This is a genomic window from Variovorax sp. Root473, from assembly GCF_001426505.1.
Classification (GTDB): Bacteria; Pseudomonadota; Gammaproteobacteria; order Burkholderiales; family Burkholderiaceae_C; genus Variovorax.
This window is the reverse complement of the sequence record NZ_LMEV01000002.1, coordinates 231,331-247,299: the sequence shown is the minus strand read 5'-3', so window position 1 is coordinate 247,299 and position 15,969 is coordinate 231,331. Positions and strand designations below refer to the sequence as shown.

The following is a 15,969-nucleotide window of genomic DNA, read 5'->3' as shown; positions in this document are numbered from 1 at the left end:
AAAGAAAAAGGGCCGCTTGCGCGGCCCTTTTTACTTTGGTGAGCAGAGCTCAGCCGGGTATTACATACCCATGCCGCCCATGCCGCCCATGCCACCCATGTCGGGCATGCCGCCGCCGCCAGCGCCGGACTCGTCCTTGGGTGCGTCAGCAACCATGGCTTCGGTCGTCAGCAGCAGCGAGGACACCGAAGCGGCGTTCTGCAGTGCGGTGCGGGTGACCTTCGTCGGGTCCAGGATGCCCAGCTCGAGCATGTCGCCGTACGTGTCGTTCGCAGCGTTGAAGCCGTAGTTGCCCTTGCCGGCCAGCACAGCGTTCACCACCACCGAGGCTTCGCCGCCGGCGTTGTTCACGATTTCGCGCAGGGGCGCTTCGATCGCCTTGAGCACCAGCTTGATGCCGGCTTCCTGGTCAGCGTTGTCGCCCTTGACCGACTCGCCCACGGCTTGCTTGGCACGCAGCAGCGCCACGCCGCCGCCAGCCACAACGCCTTCTTCCACTGCAGCGCGGGTGGCGTGCAGGGCGTCTTCGACGCGAGCCTTCTTTTCCTTCATTTCGACTTCAGTGGCAGCGCCAACCTTGATCACTGCAACGCCGCCGGCCAGCTTGGCCACGCGCTCTTGCAGCTTTTCACGGTCGTAGTCGCTGGTCGCTTCTTCGATCTGAACGCGAACTTGCTTCACGCGGGCTTCGATGTCACCGGCAGCGCCAGCGCCGTCGATGATGATCGTGTTTTCCTTGCCCACTTCGATGCGCTTGGCTTGACCCAGGTCGGCCAGCGTCACCTTTTCGAGCGTCAGGCCCACTTCTTCAGCGATGACCTTGCCGCCCGTCAGGATGGCGATGTCTTCCAGCATGGCCTTGCGGCGGTCGCCGAAGCCAGGCGCCTTCACAGCCACGACCTTCAGGATGCCGCGGATCGTGTTCACGACCAGCGTAGCCAGGGCTTCGCCTTCGACTTCTTCGGCAATGATCAGCAGCGGACGGCCAGCCTTGGCGACTTGCTCCAGCACCGGCAGCAGGTCACGGATGTTGCTGATCTTCTTGTCGAACAGCAGCACGAAGGGGTTGTCGAGCAGCGCCGATTGCTTCTCGGGGTTGTTGATGAAGTAGGGCGACAGGTAGCCGCGGTCGAACTGCATGCCTTCGACGACGTCGAGTTCGCTGTCCAGCGACTTGCCGTCTTCGACAGTGATCACGCCTTCCTTGCCGACCTTGTCCATCGCGTCAGCGATGAGCTTGCCGATGGTTTCGTCGCTGTTGGCCGAGATCGAGCCGACTTGCGCGATTTCCTTCGACGTGGTGGTGGGCTTGGAAGCCTTCTTCAGCTCGGCGACCAGGGCCGTGACAGCCTTGTCGATGCCGCGCTTCAGGTCCATGGGGTTCATGCCGGCAGCCACCAGCTTGAAGCCTTCGCGAACGATGGCTTGGGCCAGGACCGTGGCGGTCGTGGTGCCGTCACCAGCGTTGTCGCTGGTCTTGGAGGCCACTTCCTTCACGAGCTGGGCGCCCATGTTCTGCAGCTTGTCCTTGAGTTCGATTTCCTTGGCCACGGACACACCGTCCTTGGTCACGGTGGGGGCGCCGAACGAACGCTCGAGGACCACGTTGCGGCCCTTGGGGCCCAGGGTCACCTTGACTGCGTTGGCCAGGATGTTGACACCCTCGACCATGCGTGCGCGGGCTTCGCCGCCGAAGACTACGTCTTTTGCTGCCATGTTTATTTACTCCGAATGGATCTGTTGAATTACTTCTCGACGACTGCGAACAGGTCGTCTTCCTTCATGACGAGCAGTTCGTCGCCGTCGACCTTGACGGTCTGGCCGCTGTACTTGCCGAACAGGACGCGGTCGCCGACCTTGACGGTCAGTGCGGCCAGCTCGCCCTTGTCGTTGCGCTTGCCCGGGCCCACGGCCAGGACTTCACCCTGATCGGGCTTTTCGGCGGCTGCGTCGGGGATGACGATGCCGGAGGCGGTCTTGGTTTCGCTGTCAACACGCTTGACGATCACGCGATCGGCCAAAGGACGAAGTTTCATTGCATCTCCTGGAGGATAGAAACGGGTTTGTTTGTGGTTGGACGCCGGAGAACCGGCGACCTGTCGACTGGATGGGAGGGCTGTTAGCACTCGTCAGCAGCGAGTGCTAATCATAAGGGCATTCGATGACCTTTCAAGTGCGAGGGCCCACGACAGCTGTCGGTTCTCAGCTCACTCGGAACTGCACGACCGTACTTTTCCGAGGGGTATTGCTGCTGCAGGCTGGGAAATGTGACCAAACACTCATGAATATGCCGGACGTACGTCGGCATCCGCTCTCCGTCTTCCGCCGACAAATTGCCGGCTGAGGCGACTTCGCCGCCTGCCAGGTAGCGGCCGAGCCACTTCCTGGCAGGCGGCGCAGTCACGCCGTGCACGGCCGCGGCGCGCAGGCATTTGTGAGCGAATTGAAGGGTCTGTGCTCAATCTCCGTGCAGGATTGCGCAGGACTTCACACTGTGCGGCGGGCCGGTCGCTGCCGCAGACCCGCTACATTGCGTGACCCATGGACCGCCTCGAGAACATAGAGACTTTCGTGCGGGTCGCACAGACCCAGAGCTTTGCCGAGGCCGCGCGCCAGCTGCGGGTGTCGAAATCGGTGGTGACCAGCCGCGTGAAGCAGCTCGAAGACCATGTCGGCGCGCCGCTGTTCCACCGCAGCACGCGCGTGGTGCGGCTCAGCGACGTGGGGCAGGCCTTCCTGCGCGACTGCGTCGAGCTGGTCGGGCGGGCCAACGACATCATGGACCAGATGCGCGACGCCAAGGACGGGCCCACCGGCACGCTGCGCGTGCATGCGCTCACGGGTTTCGTGCTGGGGCATTTCGCGACGCTGCTGCGCGCCTTCCAGGTGAGCTTTCCGGACATCCACCTGGAGCTCATCGTGAGCGACGCGGTGGTCGACCCGGTGAAGGCGGGCGTCGATTGCGCGCTGCAGATCTTTCCGGCGGCGTCGACCGAGCTGGTGTCGCGTCCGCTGTTTCCGGTGCGCCGGGTGTTCTGCGCCACGCCCGAGTACCTGCGCGCGCACGGCCGGCCCGCGAGCCCGCGCGAACTGCACAAGCACACGCTCGGCCTGTACTCGGGCTACCCCACGCGCGACCGCTGGACCTTCCATCACGCCGGTGAACAGGTCACGCTGTACATGAGCGCGGCGCTGCTCACCAACAGCGTCCACCTGCTGCGCGAGTACGCCATGGAGCACGCCGGCATCGTCTGCCTGCCGACGCTGGTGGCCGGCGAGGCGATCCTGCGCGGCGACCTGGAGGTGGTGCTGCCGTCGCACCAGCTGTCGTCGTTTTCGCTCAGCGCGGTGTATGCGGGCACATCGCGCAATGCGTTCAAGCTGCGGCTGTTCATCGAGCACCTGACCCAGGCCTTTTCCAAGGTGCCGCCGTGGGACGCGGCCATGATCGAACGCGGCCTGCTGCCGCCGGGCCTGATCTGGGACGCCTGACGCGAACGAAGTCCGTTCCGGGGTAAACCCTGTGCATTGAACGGATTTGCCGAACAATGCGGCCCGCGTTTTGGGCCTACCGCTCGCGCCCCCCGTTTCCTACAGTGCACACATCGCGGCCACCACGCTGCATCGTCCGGCACCTCAGGAGACACCCATGACCGTTGCATACCAGACCCGCTTCGGGTCCCTCAAGCACTTCGAGAAAGGCCACGTCGAGCCGATCGACGACGACGTGCGCCACTACGCGTTCTCCAACTGCTTCGAGATCGCCAGCATCAGCGCACCGTACGAGAAGGTCGTGTTCGGCCAGAACCAGATCTACGTGCTGGAAACGCTGCGCGCCGAAGGCACCTCGCCCTGGTACACCTGCGCGCACGACGAGTTCGCGCTGGTGATGGACGGCGACGTCGAAGTGCACCTCGTGCAGCTCGATGCGGCCCAGGCCGTGGCCGACACCGAGAAGAACGGCGCCGTGCTCGTGAAGGGCGAGCCTCAGGGCAAGAAGATGGGCTGGATGAAGCTCTCGCGCGGCCACCAGGGTCTGCTGCCGAAGAACACGGCCTACCAGTTCCGCGTGGCCGGCGAGCCGGGCGTGATCGTGCTGCAGACCTGCAAGGGCGATCTGTCCATCGAGAAGTGGGCAGACATCTGCCAGACGCACTGAGCCATCCAGGAGGCACACCATGAACGCACCCGCAGAACTCGCCAAGGTCATCGCATCGCAGCCTGACGCCACGCTCGGCTACAAGAATTTCTCGCTCGGCAGCTTCGGCTTTCGACGGGACGAGTACTTCGTTCACATCAACTGGAAGACCCGCGACGGCCGTCCCATGAGCCACACGATGGACGCCGGCAACTACCTGCGCGCGCTGATGCGCGACGTGGCCTGGGGCTTCTTCTACGGCTGGGTCAACTTCGACAACGTGTTCGGCACGGTCAACCACTACGACTCGGTCGACCTCTATGCTGGCAGCTTCAACGGCACGATGAAGGACGCGGGCATCGACCTGCTCGAGAACTTCCCCACGGCGCAGATCCGCGCCACCTTCGAGGCCATGCTCGACGACTGGACCAACGAGAGCTTCGACCCTTTCGCCGCGCCGCAGGAAACTGGCTCGCCCTACGGCCGCAAGAACGGCAACAACACCGCCAAGATCACCCGGGCGCGCGAGTTGGCCAAGCGCTGCGTGGGCCTGAAGGGCGACCTCGACCTGCGCAGCGACGAGCGCGGCGCGCCCATCAACCGCGCCTTCGTCGATGTGCCGCAGGGCCAGCCCGAGCTGCACCCCGAGCCCGGTTTCGAGAACGAGGTGCATGCCTTCAATCTCTTCGGCTTCCTGAGCCGCTCGCAGGTCACCTGGAACCCGAGCTTCACCTCGGTGGTGAAGCACAGCTTCATGTGCCCGACGACCGAGGAGCACATCCTGCCGATCATCCACGGCAACGACCGCGTCGAGTGGTTCTTCCAGATGACCGACGAGATCCACTGGGACTGCGGCGACAAGAACACCGGCAAGCCCATGGCCCGCGTGATCATGAAGGCCGGCGACATGGCCGCCATGCCTGCCTACTGCCGCCACCAGGGCTTCAGCCCCAAGCGCTCGATGCTGCTGGTGTGGGAGAACGGCTCGCCCAGCCTGGTCTACGAGATCCAGAAGGGCGAGAGCCCGGAGATCCCGGTCGAGTTCTGACCGGCCGGCCCGCCGCCGCCTCTTCTTTCTTCCTGCCTCCCATCCATCCAGCCCTCCCCGTGTGGGGAGGGCGAGGAGAACCCATGCCTGCTCTTTCCATCCGCCACCAGCTCTTCATCGACGGTCGCTTCGTCGACGCCGAATCCGGCGAGACGCTCGCCACGCTGAACCCGCACGACAACACGCCCATCGCCCAGGTCGCGCTGGCCGGCAAGGCCGACGTCGACAAGGCCGTGGCCGCCGCGAAGCGCGCCTTTCCGAAGTGGAGCCGCATGGCTGCGGCCGACCGCGGCCGCATCCTGCTGAAGCTGGCCGACCTCATCGAGGCCAACGGCGAAGAGCTCGCGCGGCTCGAATCGCTGGACACCGGCCATCCGATCCGCGACTCGCGCCGGCTCGACGTGCCACGCACCGCCGGGTGCTTCCGCTACTTCGGCGGCATGGCCGACAAGTTCCAGGGCGAGACCATTCCGGTGGAGGAGGGCTTTCTCAACTACACGCTGCGCGAGCCCGTGGGCATCGTCGGCCAGGTCGTGCCGTGGAACTTCCCGCTCATGTTCACGAGCTGGAAGATGGCGCCCGCGCTGGCGGCCGGCAACTGCATCGTGATGAAGCCGGCCGAGATCACGCCGCTCACCTCGCTGCGCATCGCCGAGCTGATGGCCGAGGCGGGCGTGCCGCCCGGCGTGGTCAATATGCTGCCGGGCCTGGGCAGCGTGGCGGGCCAGTACATCGCCGAGCACCCCGAGATCGCCAAGATCGCCTTCACCGGCAGCACCGCCACCGGCCGGCGCATCGTGCAGGCCAGCGCGGGTAATCTGAAGAAGATCCAGCTCGAACTCGGCGGCAAGGGCCCCAACATCGTGTTCGAAGATGCGAACCTGCAGGCGGCCGTGAACGGCAGCGCCTGGGCCATCTTCCACAACCAGGGGCAGGCCTGCATCGCGGGCTCGCGGCTGATGCTGCACGAGAAGATCGCCGACGCCTTCCTCGAGCAGTTCATTCCGCTCGCGAAATCCATCCGCCTGGGCAACCCGCTCAACGAGAACACCGAGATGGGCCCGCTCACGAGTGCCCAGCACCGCGACCGCGTGCTGAGCTATGTCGAGGTGGCGCAGGGGCAGGGCGGCGAAGTGCTGGCCGGTGGCCGCTCGCCGGGCGGCGATCTGGCACAGGGCTGCTACGTGGAGCCGACCGTGGTGCGCGCAAAGTCGTACCAGGACCGCGTCGCGCAGGAAGAGGTGTTCGGCCCCTTCGTCACTGTGCTCACCTTCAAGAGCGACGAAGAGGCGATGCAGATCGCCAACGGCACTGACTACGGCCTGGGCAGCGGCCTGTGGACCCGCGACCTGCAGCGCGCCCATAAGGTGGCGCGCGACCTGCACGCCGGCATGGTCTGGATCAACAGCTACAAGCGCGTGAACCCCGGCTCGCCCTTCGGCGGCGTGGGCCAGAGCGGCTACGGCCGGGAGATGGGCTTCGACGCGATGCGCGAGTACACGCAGGTGAAAAGCGTGTGGGTCAACGTCGATGCGCAGATTCCGCCGCACTTCGTGCGCTGAACGGAACGGGCCATGCACGACTTCATCCACACCACCCATCCGCAGCGCGTGGTGTTCGGCGCGGGCTCGCTGCGCCACCTGGCGCGCGAGATCGATGCGTTGGGCGCGAAGCGGGCGCTGGTGCTCTGTACGCCCGAGCAACGGCCGCAGGCTGAGCGCGTGGCGGCCTCGCTCGGCGCGCAGGCGGCCGGTCTGTTCGACCGGGCCGTGATGCATGTGCCGGTCGAGACCGCGCGTGAGGCCCGCGACCTGGCGCGCCAGCTCGGTGCCGACTGCGCCGTGGCGCTCGGCGGCGGTTCCACCACGGGGCTGGGCAAGGCCATCGCGCTGGAGTCCGGGCTGCCGATCGTCGTCATCCCCACCACCTACGCGGGCAGCGAGATGACGCCGATCTACGGCCTCACCGAGAACGGCCTGAAGAAGACCGGCAAGGACCCGCGCGTGCTGCCGCGCACGGTGATCTACGACCCCGAGCTGTCTCGCACGCTGCCCGTGGGCCTGAGCGTGACCAGCGGCATCAACGCCATCGCGCATGCGGCCGAAGGCCTGTACGCGCAGGACAGCAATCCGGTGATGGACCTGATGGCCGAGGAGGGCATCGCCGCGCTCGCACGCGCGCTGCCCGCCATCCGCACGCAGCCCGACGACCTGGCGGCGCGTTCCGACGCGCTGTACGGCGCCTGGCTGTGCGGCGGTGTGCTCGGTGCGGTGGGCATGGCCCTGCACCACAAGCTGTGCCACACGCTGGGCGGCAGCTTCAACCTGCCGCATGCCGAGGTGCACACGGTGGTGCTGCCGCATGCGCTCGCGTTCAACGCGCAGGCCGCGCCGCGCGCCATGGCGCGCATCGAGCGCGCGCTCGGCGGTCTGTCGGCGGCAGGGGCGCCGGCGGCGGTCTATGCACTGGCGCGCGACAACGGCGCACCGGTGGCGCTGAAGGACATCGGCATGCGCGCCGCCGACCTCGACCGCGCGGCGGACATTGCCGTCGCCCACCCGTACTGGAACCCGCGGCTCTTCGGCCCGGCCGAGCGCGACGCGATCCGCGCGCTGCTGCAGCGCGCCTTCGACGGCGAGCCGCCGGGTTGATCCGCGGGGCATGCACAGAGACACACGAACAACGAAGGAGACAGCCATGACATTCAACCGCAGACACTTCACGCAAGCCGCCGCCGCACTTGCCGCCACGGGCGCCGCGCCGCTGGTGTTCGCCGCCGACACGCTGAAGATCGGCTACGTGTCGCCGCAGACCGGGCCACTCGCGCCCTTCGGCGAGGCCGACAAATGGGTGATCGAGCAGATGAAGACCGCCTTCAAGGACGGCGTCAGCGTGGGCGGAAAAAAGTACGCCGTGCAGATCGTGCTGAAGGACAGCCAGTCGAACCCCAATCGCGCGGGCGAGGTGGCGAATGACCTGATCCTGAAGGACAAGGTCGCGCTCGTGCTCACGGCCGGCACGCCCGAGACCGCCAACCCGGTCAGCGACGCCTGCGAACTCAACGAGGTGCCGTGCATCTCCAGCGTGGTGCCATGGCAGCCCTGGTTCTTCGGTCGCAAGGGCGATCCGGCCAAGGGCTTCAACTGGACCTACCACCTGTTCTGGGGGCTCGAAGACGTCATCGCCACCTTCACCAACGGCTGGAAGACCGTGGCCACCAACAAGAAGGTCGGTGGTCTGTTCCCCAACGACGGCGACGGCAACGCCTGGGGCGACAAGGAGCTGGGCTTTCCCAAGCCGCTCGCGCAGATGGGCTTCACGCTCACCGACCCCGGCCGCTTCCAGAACGGCACGCAGGACTTCAGCGCGCAGATCGCGGCCTTCAAGCGCGGCAACGTCGAGATCGTCACCGGCGTGGTGATCCCGCCCGATGCCAAGACCTTCCTCACGCAGGCGCGCCAGCAGGGCTTCAAGCCCAAGGTGATCACGCTCGGCAAGGCGCTGCTGTTCCCGGGCGCCATCGAAGCTTTGGGCGACCTGGGCGATGGTCTCTCGACCGAGGTGTGGTGGAGCCCCTCGCATCCGTTCACATCGAGCCTCACGCAGCAGAGCGCGAAGGCGCTGGCCGAAGCCTACGAGGCCGACACGAAGAAGCAGTGGACGCAACCCATCGGTTTTGCGCATGCGCTGTTCGAAGTGGCGGCAAACGCCTTGTCGCGCTCGAAGTCGCTCAAGGCCGGCGACGTGCGCGATGCCGTGGCTACGACCTCGATCAACTCCGTGGTCGGCTCCGTGAAGTGGGGCGGCCAGGGTCCGTTCAAGAACGTCAGCAAGACACCGCTGGTGCTCGGCCAGTGGGGCAAGGGCAAGCAGCGCAAGTTCGAACTGACCCTCGTGAACAACGAGGCCGCGAAGGCCATCCCCACCGGCGGCGCGCTGCGCCTGCTCTGAGTGACGGCTGCCATGACGCTGCTGGCCTTGCACGGCGTGAGCAAGTCCTTCGGGGCGCTCAAGGTCACCGATGGCATCACGCTGGCGGTGACCGAGGGCGAGACGCTGGGCATCCTCGGGCCCAACGGCGCGGGCAAGACCACGCTGTTCAACCTGATCTCGGGCGACGCGCGCGTCGACGCCGGCCGCGTGGAATACGCGGGCCGCGACGTGACGCGGCTGCGCCCGCATCAGCGCTGCCGCGCCGGCATCGGCCGCAGCTACCAGGTGCCGCAGCCTTTCGGGCACATGAGCGTGTTCGAGAACCTCGTCACCGCCGCCTGCTTCGGCGGCCAGCAGGCCGAGCGCGAGGCCTGGGAGACGGCGCACGAGGTGCTGGGCCAGACGGGCCTGACGCCGCACGCCAACAAGCCGGCCGGCGGACTCACGCTGCTCGACCGGAAGCGGCTGGAGCTGGCGCGTGCGCTCGCGACGAAGCCGCGCCTGCTGCTGCTCGACGAGATCGCGGGCGGGCTCACCGAGCCCGAGGCCGCGGTGCTGGTGGCGGAGCTCAAGCGCATCAAGGCGCGCGGCGTGACCATGATCTGGATCGAGCACGTGGTGCATGCGCTGCTGTCGCTGGCCGACCGGCTGTTCGTCATCAACTTCGGGCAGCAGCTGGCGGAAGGCACGCCGCGCGCGGTGATGAACGACCCCGAGGTGCGGCGCGTGTACATGGGGATCGAGGCATGACCGCACCACTCCTCGATACCCACGACCTGCAAGCCTTCTACGGCGATGCACAGGCCCTGTTCGGCATCGACTTCACGCTGTCGGCGGGCGAGCTGGTGGCGGTCATCGGCGCCAACGGCGCGGGCAAGTCGACCTTTCTCAAGAGCCTCACGGGCCTGCTGCGCGCGCCGTCCGACGCGATCCGCTTCAAGGGCGAGCCCATCGGCGGCCTGCCGCCCGGCGAGATCGTGCGGCGCGGCCTGGCGATGGTGCCGGAAGGCCGGCGCCTGTTTCCGAGCCTGAGCGTGGAAGAGAACCTGCTGATGGGCGCCGCGCCGCGCCGCGCGGGGCCGTGGAACCTGCAGCGCCTGTACGGCCTCTTTCCCATCCTGGCCGAGAAGCGGCGCCAGCCCGCCACCTCGCTGTCGGGCGGGCAGCAGCAGATGGTGGCGCTGGGCCGCGCGCTCATGAGCAACCCCGAGGTGCTGCTGTGCGACGAGCTCTCGCTCGGCCTGGCGCCGGTCGTCATCCGCGAGATCTATGCGGCCATGCCGGCCATCACGGGGGAGGGCATGACGGTCGTGATCGTGGAGCAGGACGTGCGCATGGCGCGGCAGGTGTCGCAGCGCGTGTACTGCTTCCAGGACGGGCGCGTGTCGCTCACGGGGCGCTCGGACGAACTCACGCCCGAGCAGATATCGCAGGCTTACTTCGGCATCGAGGACTCCCATGCTTGAAACCCTGCTTCAAGGCGTGCTGCTCGGCGGCCTCTACACGCTGTTCGCGCTGGGCCAGTCGCTGATGTTCGGCGTCATGCGGCTGACCAACACGGCGCAGGGCGACTTCATCATCCTGGGCGCCTTCGCGGTGATCGCCGGTGTCTCGATGACCGGCGCATCTGTGCCATGGCTGGTGGTGCTCGCGGTGCTGCCGCTGGCCTTCGGCTTCGGCTACCTGCTGCAGCGCCACGTGCTCAACGGCACGCTGGGCAAGGACCCGCTGCCCTCGCTGGTCGTGACCTTCGGCCTGTCGATCGTGATCCAGAACCTGCTGCTGGAGCTGTTCTCGGCCGACCCGCGCGCGATCGAGGTCGGTGCGCTGGCCACGGCCTCGGTGCCGTTGGGCGATGCGCTGGCACTGGGTGCGCTGCCGCTGGTGATCCTGGCGGTGGCAGTGGCCGCCACGGCCGCGATGCAATGGATGTTCGCGCGCACGTCCTTGGGCCGCACTTTCCGAGCGGTCTCCGACGACCGCGAGATTGCCGAGCTGATGGGGCTGAGGGCGAAGCAGGTCTACGCGCTGGCCACGGGCATCGCCTTCGTGCTGATCGCCATCGCCGGTGCGTTGCAGGGCATGCGCACCGCGGTGTCGCCGTCGGACGGCCCGCTGCTGCTGCTGTTCGCCTTCGAGGCCGTGATCATCGGCGGCATGGGCTCGTTCTGGGGCACGCTGGCTGGTGCCATGATCCTGGGCATCGCGCAGCAGATCGGTTTTCGCATCGACCCGGGCTGGGGTATCTGGTTCGGCCATCTCGTGTTCCTCGCGGTGCTGGTGCTGCGGCCGCAGGGACTGTTCCCCAAGACCCGCTGACCACGCTCGACATGACCGACAAGACCACCCCCGCGCCCCTCAAGCACGTGCTGTTCATCATGTGCGACCAGCTGCGCGCCGACCACCTCTCGTGCTACGGTCATCCGCGCCTGCAGACCCCGCACATCGATGCGCTGGCCGCGCGCGGCGTGCGCTTCAGCCACGCCTATGCGCAGGGCGCGGTGTGCGGGGCCTCGCGCATGTCGACCTACACCGGTCGCTACGTCAGCAGCCATGGGACGATGTGGAACTTCGTGCCGCTGTCGGTGGGGCAGAAGACGCTGGGCGACCACCTGCGTCCGCACGGCGTGCGCTGCGCGCTGGTGGGCAAGACGCACGTCGAGGCCGACACCGAGGGCGCCCGGCGCTTGGGCATGGACCCGACGCAGGGCGCGGGCCGGCTCGCGATGGAAGGTGGCTTCGAGCCCTATGCGCGCGACGATGGCATCTGGCCGCCGGGCTTCAAGGTGCAGGGCAATGCGTACTGCGACTGGCTGCGCGCCAAGGGCTATGAATCCGACAACCCCTGGCACGACTTCGCCAACGCGGGCCGTGGCCCCGACGGCGAGATTCTGAGCGGCTGGCAGATGCGCTGGGCCGACCGGCCCGCGCACATCGCCGGCGCGCACAGCGAGACGCCCTACACGACCGAGCGCGCGATCGATTTCATGCGCGAGGCCGGCAACGCGCCCTGGGTGCTGCACCTGTCGTACATCAAGCCGCACTGGCCCTACGTGGCACCCGCGCCCTACCACGCGATGTACGGACCCGAGGACATGCTGCCGGTGGTGCGCAGCGAGGCCGAGCGCGTCGACGCCCATCCGGTGGTGGAGGGCTTCCGGCGCGAGACCGTGAGCCGCAACTTCAGCCGCGACGAGGTGCGCAACACCGTGGTGCCGACCTACATGGGGCTCGTGAAGCAGGTCGACGACCAGCTCGGCCGGCTTTTCGCCTTCATGGCCGAGCAGGGGCTGGACCGCGACACGCTGGTCGTCTTCACCAGCGACCACGGGGACTACCTGGGCGACCACTGGTTGGGCGAGAAAGAGTTGTTCCATGACCCGATCGTGAGGGCGCCGTTGATCGTGGTCGACCCGCGTGCCGAGGCCGATGCGCGCCGCGGTACCGTGAGCGACGCGCTGGTCGAGTGCATCGACCTCGTGCCCACGATGCTCGATGCGCTGGGCCTGCCGCAGCCGTCCGAATGGCTCGAAGGCCAGTCGCTGCGACCGCTGCTGCACGGGCATGCGGGCGCGGCGGGTAAGCACGTGGTGGTGTGCGAGAACAGCTTCGCCTTCCGCGACGAGGTGCGGCTGCCGCTGAACCAGCCCGTCGAGCGCTGCCACATGACGATGCTGCGCACGCGCCGGTGGAAGTTCGTGCACTTCGAAGACCTGCCGCCGCAACTGTTCGACATGCAGGCCGACCCCGACGAGCTGGTCGACCTGGGCCGGGACCCGGCCTTCGCCGCGGTGCGCGAGCAGATGCTGGGCCTGCTGTTCGACTGGCTGCGCCAGCGGCGGCGCTTTCCCACGGTGGCGCCCGACGACATCGCACGCTGGAACCAGCGCGAGCTGGCGGCCGGCATCCTCATCGGCGCCTGGTAGGCGGCGCGCGCATCCCATTTCAAAAAAGGAGACATCCCATGAACGCTTTCCGTCGATCCCTCCCGGCCAGCCTGGCGGCGGCCGCCGTGCTCGCCACCGTTGCCGCACCCGGCCACGCCGCCGACACCTGGCCCAGCAAGCCCGTGCGGCTGGTGGTGGCCTTTCCGGCCGGTGCGCCGGGCGACATCATTTCGCGGCTGATGCAGCCGGCCCTGCAGAAGGCACTGGGCCAGCCCGTGGTGGTCGACAACAAGCCGGGGGCGGGCGGCAACATCGGCATGCAGGAAGTGGCGCGCGCCACCGACGGTCACACCGTGCTGGTCGGGCCCGACACCATGCTCACCATCAATCCGCACCTGTACCGCAAGCTCGCCTTCCGGCCGATGGAAGACCTGGTGCCCGTGACGCAGCTTGCATCATTCAGCCAGGAACTGGTGTGTTTTCCCGGTGCCGGCATCAAGACCCTGCCCGAGCTGCTGGCCGCGGCCCGGGCCAAGCCGATGAGCTATGCCTCGGGCGGCCCCGGCGTGCCCGGCCACATGGCCATGGAGATGCTGCTGGCCGATGCCGGCGTGCAGATGCAGCACGTGCCCTATCGCGGTCCGAGCCCGGCCATGCAGGACGTGATGGGCGGCATGGTGCCCTGCGGCTTCCTGGCCTCGCCGACGGTCGGCCCGATCATTCGCGACGGCAAGCTGGTGGCCATCGCCGTGTCGGGCAGCAAGCGCCTGGGCAGCCAGCCGGCGGTGCCCACCGTGGCGCAGGCCGGCATCAAGGGCTATGACGCCAGCTTCGCCGAGATGATGGCCATGCCGCGCAGCACGCCACCGGCCGTGGTCGCGCGCTTGCAGGCCGAGGTGGCAAAGGCGCTGGCGGCACCCGAGCTGCGCGAGCGGCTGGCCACGATGGACCTCGAGGTGGTGGCCAACACGCCTGAAGAAGCGGCGCGCCGCCTGCGTGCCGAGCACCAGCGCTGGGGCCTGGTGGCCGCGCGCGTACAGCTGCAGCTGGACTGAGCGCGATGGCCTCCTTCCGCGTCGTCATCGACACCGGCAGCAGCCGCCGCGCGGGCTGGACCGCGGCCGTGCTGGTGGCGGTGGCCGCCACGCTGCCCTTCTGGGGCGAGCCGAGCTGGATGCGCGAGTTCGTCGAGATCGCCTGCTACTTCATCTTCGCGATGATGTGGAACCTGCTGGCCGGCTACGGCGGCATGGTCAGCATCGGGCAGCAGGCCTTCTTCGGCTTCGGCGGCTACGTGATGCTGATGCTCGGCAACTTCGCGGGCGTCAATCCGTTCGTGGCGATTCCGCTCGGCGCGCTGGCGGCGGCGCTCATCGCGGTGCCGGTGTCCTTCGTCGCCTTCCGGCTGTCGGGTGGCTACTTCGCCATCGGCACCTGGGTGATTGCCGAGGTGTTCCGGCTCAGCTTCGCCAACGTGTCGGCGGTGGGCGGCGGCTCGGGCACCACGCTCACGGCGCTGCGCGGCATCGAGCGCGCCACGCGCGAGAACGTCACCTACTGGATGGCGCTGGGCTGCGTGGTGGCGGCGGTGTCGCTGGTCTACCTGTTCCTGCGCAGTCGCTTCGGACTGGCGCTGCTGGCGATCCGCGACAACGAGATGGCCGCCGAATCGCAGGGCATTCCGGTGGCGCGCATGAAGCTCGCGGTGTACGTGGTGGCGGCCTTCGGCGCGGGGCTGGCGGGGGCGCTGTACTTCGTGGGCAACCTGCGCATCAGCCCCGACGCGGCCTTTGCGCCGAACTGGACGGCCTTCGCGATCTTCATGGTCGTGATCGGCGGCATCGGCCGCATCGAAGGTCCGCTGGTGGGCGCGCTCGTCTTCTGGGCGCTGAACAAGTTCCTGAGCGACTACGGCACCTGGTATCTGCTGGGGCTCGGGCTGCTGGCCATCGTGGCCACGCTCTTCTTCAAGCAGGGCCTGTGGGGCTGGGCGCAGCAGCGCTGGGCCTGGTCCCTGTTCCCGACGCAGCGCCGGCTGATGCCGCCGCATGCGTCTGCGTCTTCTTCCTCTCTGGAGCTCGACCCTCATGCGCAACATCGATGAACACACCATCACCGCCGCCGTGCTCGAGCGCATGGCCGGGTGCGAGAACGCGCGACTGAAAGAAGTGATGTCAGCGCTCGTGCGTCACCTGCACGACTTCGCGCGAGAAGTGAAGCTCACTGAGGCCGAGTGGGCCGCCGGCATCGAGTTCCTCACCGCCACGGGCCAGAAGTGCGATGCGCAGCGCCAGGAGTTCATCCTGCTGTCGGACACGCTGGGCCTGTCGATGCTCACCGTCGCGATGAACCACGCGAAGAGCCCGCAGGCCACCGAGGCCACCGTGTTCGGCCCCTTCCACGTGGCGAATGCGCCGCAGCTGCCGCTGGGTGGCGACATCTCGGCCGGCGCGGTGGGCGAGCCGCTGTTCGTGCAAGCCATGGTGCGCGGGCGCGACGGCGAGCCTATTGCCGATGCAGTGGTGGATGTGTGGGAGGCCGATGCCGAAGGCTTCTACGACGTGCAGCGGCCTGGTGATCACCTGCAGGGGCGGGCAGTCTTGCGCACGAACGCTGAGGGCCGGCTGTGGTTTCGCGGCGTGGCGCCGGTGGCCTATCCGATTCCCACCGACGGACCGGTGGGCGCGATGCTGCGCGCGACCCGGCGGCATCCGTGGCGGCCCGCACATGTGCACTTCATGGTGCAGGCGCCGGGCTACGAGACGCTCATCACGCACGTCTTCCGCGAGGGCGATCCGTACCTCGACAGCGATGCGGTGTTCGGCGTGCGCAGCTCGCTGATCGGCAACTTCGCGGCGCACGCCCCGGGCCGCGCGCCCGACGGCAGCGTGCAGGACGGGCCGTTTCACACGCTGGACTTCGCGTTCGTGCTCGAGCCATCCGGGGGCTGATCCCTGCCAGGA

At 67.7% G+C, this 15,969-nt stretch carries 15 protein-coding genes; 13 read left to right on the top strand and 2 right to left on the bottom strand.

Annotation, left to right across the window (positions count from 1 at the left end; all coding sequences use genetic code 11):
- Positions 1-60 precede the first annotated feature (60 nt).
- Together groL and ASD34_RS03845 are read right to left on the bottom strand one after the other, a co-directional pair.
- Positions 61-1,716, bottom strand: coding sequence for a chaperonin GroEL (gene groL, locus ASD34_RS03850; RefSeq protein WP_042579049.1), 1,656 nt, complete (start codon positions 1,714-1,716; stop codon positions 61-63).
- A gap of 29 nt (positions 1,717-1,745) precedes the next feature.
- Entirely contained in the window at positions 1,746-2,036 is a 291-nt protein-coding gene (locus ASD34_RS03845) for a co-chaperone GroES (RefSeq protein WP_056572926.1), read from the bottom strand.
- A 505-nt stretch (positions 2,037-2,541) separates the two neighbouring features.
- Between ASD34_RS03845 and ASD34_RS03840 the strand changes: the two genes are divergently transcribed.
- From ASD34_RS03840 to ASD34_RS03780, 13 genes are all read left to right on the top strand, one after another.
- Positions 2,542-3,492 (top strand): LysR family transcriptional regulator, encoded by a 951-nt coding sequence (locus ASD34_RS03840; RefSeq protein WP_056572923.1) that lies wholly within the window; start codon positions 2,542-2,544, stop codon positions 3,490-3,492.
- A gap of 157 nt (positions 3,493-3,649) precedes the next feature.
- Entirely contained in the window at positions 3,650-4,159 is a 510-nt protein-coding gene (locus ASD34_RS03835; RefSeq protein ID WP_056572920.1) for a hypothetical protein, read from the top strand.
- 19 nt (positions 4,160-4,178) lie between these two features.
- Entirely contained in the window at positions 4,179-5,186 is a 1,008-nt protein-coding gene (locus ASD34_RS03830; protein ID WP_056572917.1) for a hypothetical protein, read from the top strand.
- A 98-nt stretch (positions 5,187-5,284) separates the two neighbouring features.
- The gene (locus tag ASD34_RS03825) at positions 5,285-6,748 is read left to right on the top strand and encodes an aldehyde dehydrogenase family protein (protein ID WP_056573257.1); all 1,464 of its coding nucleotides are present in this window, start codon (positions 5,285-5,287) and stop codon (positions 6,746-6,748) included.
- A gap of 12 nt (positions 6,749-6,760) precedes the next feature.
- Entirely contained in the window at positions 6,761-7,837 is a 1,077-nt protein-coding gene (locus ASD34_RS03820; RefSeq protein ID WP_056572914.1) for a maleylacetate reductase, read from the top strand.
- Positions 7,838-7,883: 46 nt separating this feature from the next.
- Positions 7,884-9,137 (top strand): ABC transporter substrate-binding protein, encoded by a 1,254-nt coding sequence (locus ASD34_RS03815; RefSeq protein ID WP_056572912.1) that lies wholly within the window; start codon positions 7,884-7,886, stop codon positions 9,135-9,137.
- Positions 9,138-9,149: 12 nt separating this feature from the next.
- Positions 9,150-9,869 (top strand): ABC transporter ATP-binding protein, encoded by a 720-nt coding sequence (locus ASD34_RS03810; RefSeq protein ID WP_056573254.1) that lies wholly within the window; start codon positions 9,150-9,152, stop codon positions 9,867-9,869.
- The gene (locus tag ASD34_RS03805; protein WP_056572909.1) at positions 9,866-10,585 is read left to right on the top strand and encodes an ABC transporter ATP-binding protein; all 720 of its coding nucleotides are present in this window, start codon (positions 9,866-9,868) and stop codon (positions 10,583-10,585) included. The genes ASD34_RS03810 and ASD34_RS03805 overlap by 4 nt, the downstream gene beginning before the upstream one ends.
- Positions 10,578-11,438, top strand: a complete 861-nt coding sequence (locus tag ASD34_RS03800) for a branched-chain amino acid ABC transporter permease (protein WP_056572906.1) — start codon at positions 10,578-10,580, stop codon at positions 11,436-11,438. The genes ASD34_RS03805 and ASD34_RS03800 overlap by 8 nt, the downstream gene beginning before the upstream one ends.
- An 11-nt stretch (positions 11,439-11,449) precedes the next feature.
- Positions 11,450-13,045 carry a sulfatase-like hydrolase/transferase gene (locus tag ASD34_RS03795; protein ID WP_056572904.1) on the top strand — a complete coding sequence of 532 codons (1,596 nt, stop codon included), beginning with the start codon at positions 11,450-11,452 and terminating at the stop codon, positions 13,043-13,045.
- Between the two features lie 38 nt (positions 13,046-13,083).
- Complete coding sequence (locus tag ASD34_RS03790) at positions 13,084-14,061, top strand: Bug family tripartite tricarboxylate transporter substrate binding protein (protein ID WP_056572901.1); 978 nt, start codon at positions 13,084-13,086, stop codon at positions 14,059-14,061.
- A 5-nt stretch (positions 14,062-14,066) separates the two neighbouring features.
- The gene (locus ASD34_RS03785) at positions 14,067-15,110 is read left to right on the top strand and encodes a branched-chain amino acid ABC transporter permease (RefSeq protein ID WP_056572899.1); all 1,044 of its coding nucleotides are present in this window, start codon (positions 14,067-14,069) and stop codon (positions 15,108-15,110) included.
- Positions 15,094-15,957, top strand: a complete 864-nt coding sequence (locus ASD34_RS03780; RefSeq protein ID WP_056572896.1) for an intradiol ring-cleavage dioxygenase — start codon at positions 15,094-15,096, stop codon at positions 15,955-15,957. Before ASD34_RS03785 ends, ASD34_RS03780 begins: the two co-directional genes overlap by 17 nt.
- The last annotated feature ends 12 nt before the right edge of the window (positions 15,958-15,969 follow it).

Coding starts and splice junctions, on each gene's coding strand:
- ASD34_RS03820 (WP_056572914.1), top strand. CDS start 6,761: ATGCACGACTTCATCCACACCACCCATCCGCAGCGCGTGGTGTTCGGC.
- ASD34_RS03845 (WP_056572926.1), bottom strand. CDS start 2,036: ATGAAACTTCGTCCTTTGGCCGATCGCGTGATCGTCAAGCGTGTTGAC.
- ASD34_RS03840 (WP_056572923.1), top strand. CDS start 2,542: ATGGACCGCCTCGAGAACATAGAGACTTTCGTGCGGGTCGCACAGACC.
- groL (WP_042579049.1), bottom strand. CDS start 1,716: ATGGCAGCAAAAGACGTAGTCTTCGGCGGCGAAGCCCGCGCACGCATG.
- ASD34_RS03800 (WP_056572906.1), top strand. CDS start 10,578: ATGCTTGAAACCCTGCTTCAAGGCGTGCTGCTCGGCGGCCTCTACACG.
- ASD34_RS03795 (WP_056572904.1), top strand. CDS start 11,450: ATGACCGACAAGACCACCCCCGCGCCCCTCAAGCACGTGCTGTTCATC.
- ASD34_RS03805 (WP_056572909.1), top strand. CDS start 9,866: ATGACCGCACCACTCCTCGATACCCACGACCTGCAAGCCTTCTACGGC.
- ASD34_RS03830 (WP_056572917.1), top strand. CDS start 4,179: ATGAACGCACCCGCAGAACTCGCCAAGGTCATCGCATCGCAGCCTGAC.
- ASD34_RS03810 (WP_056573254.1), top strand. CDS start 9,150: ATGACGCTGCTGGCCTTGCACGGCGTGAGCAAGTCCTTCGGGGCGCTC.
- ASD34_RS03785 (WP_056572899.1), top strand. CDS start 14,067: ATGGCCTCCTTCCGCGTCGTCATCGACACCGGCAGCAGCCGCCGCGCG.
- ASD34_RS03790 (WP_056572901.1), top strand. CDS start 13,084: ATGAACGCTTTCCGTCGATCCCTCCCGGCCAGCCTGGCGGCGGCCGCC.
- ASD34_RS03780 (WP_056572896.1), top strand. CDS start 15,094: ATGCGCAACATCGATGAACACACCATCACCGCCGCCGTGCTCGAGCGC.
- ASD34_RS03835 (WP_056572920.1), top strand. CDS start 3,650: ATGACCGTTGCATACCAGACCCGCTTCGGGTCCCTCAAGCACTTCGAG.
- ASD34_RS03815 (WP_056572912.1), top strand. CDS start 7,884: ATGACATTCAACCGCAGACACTTCACGCAAGCCGCCGCCGCACTTGCC.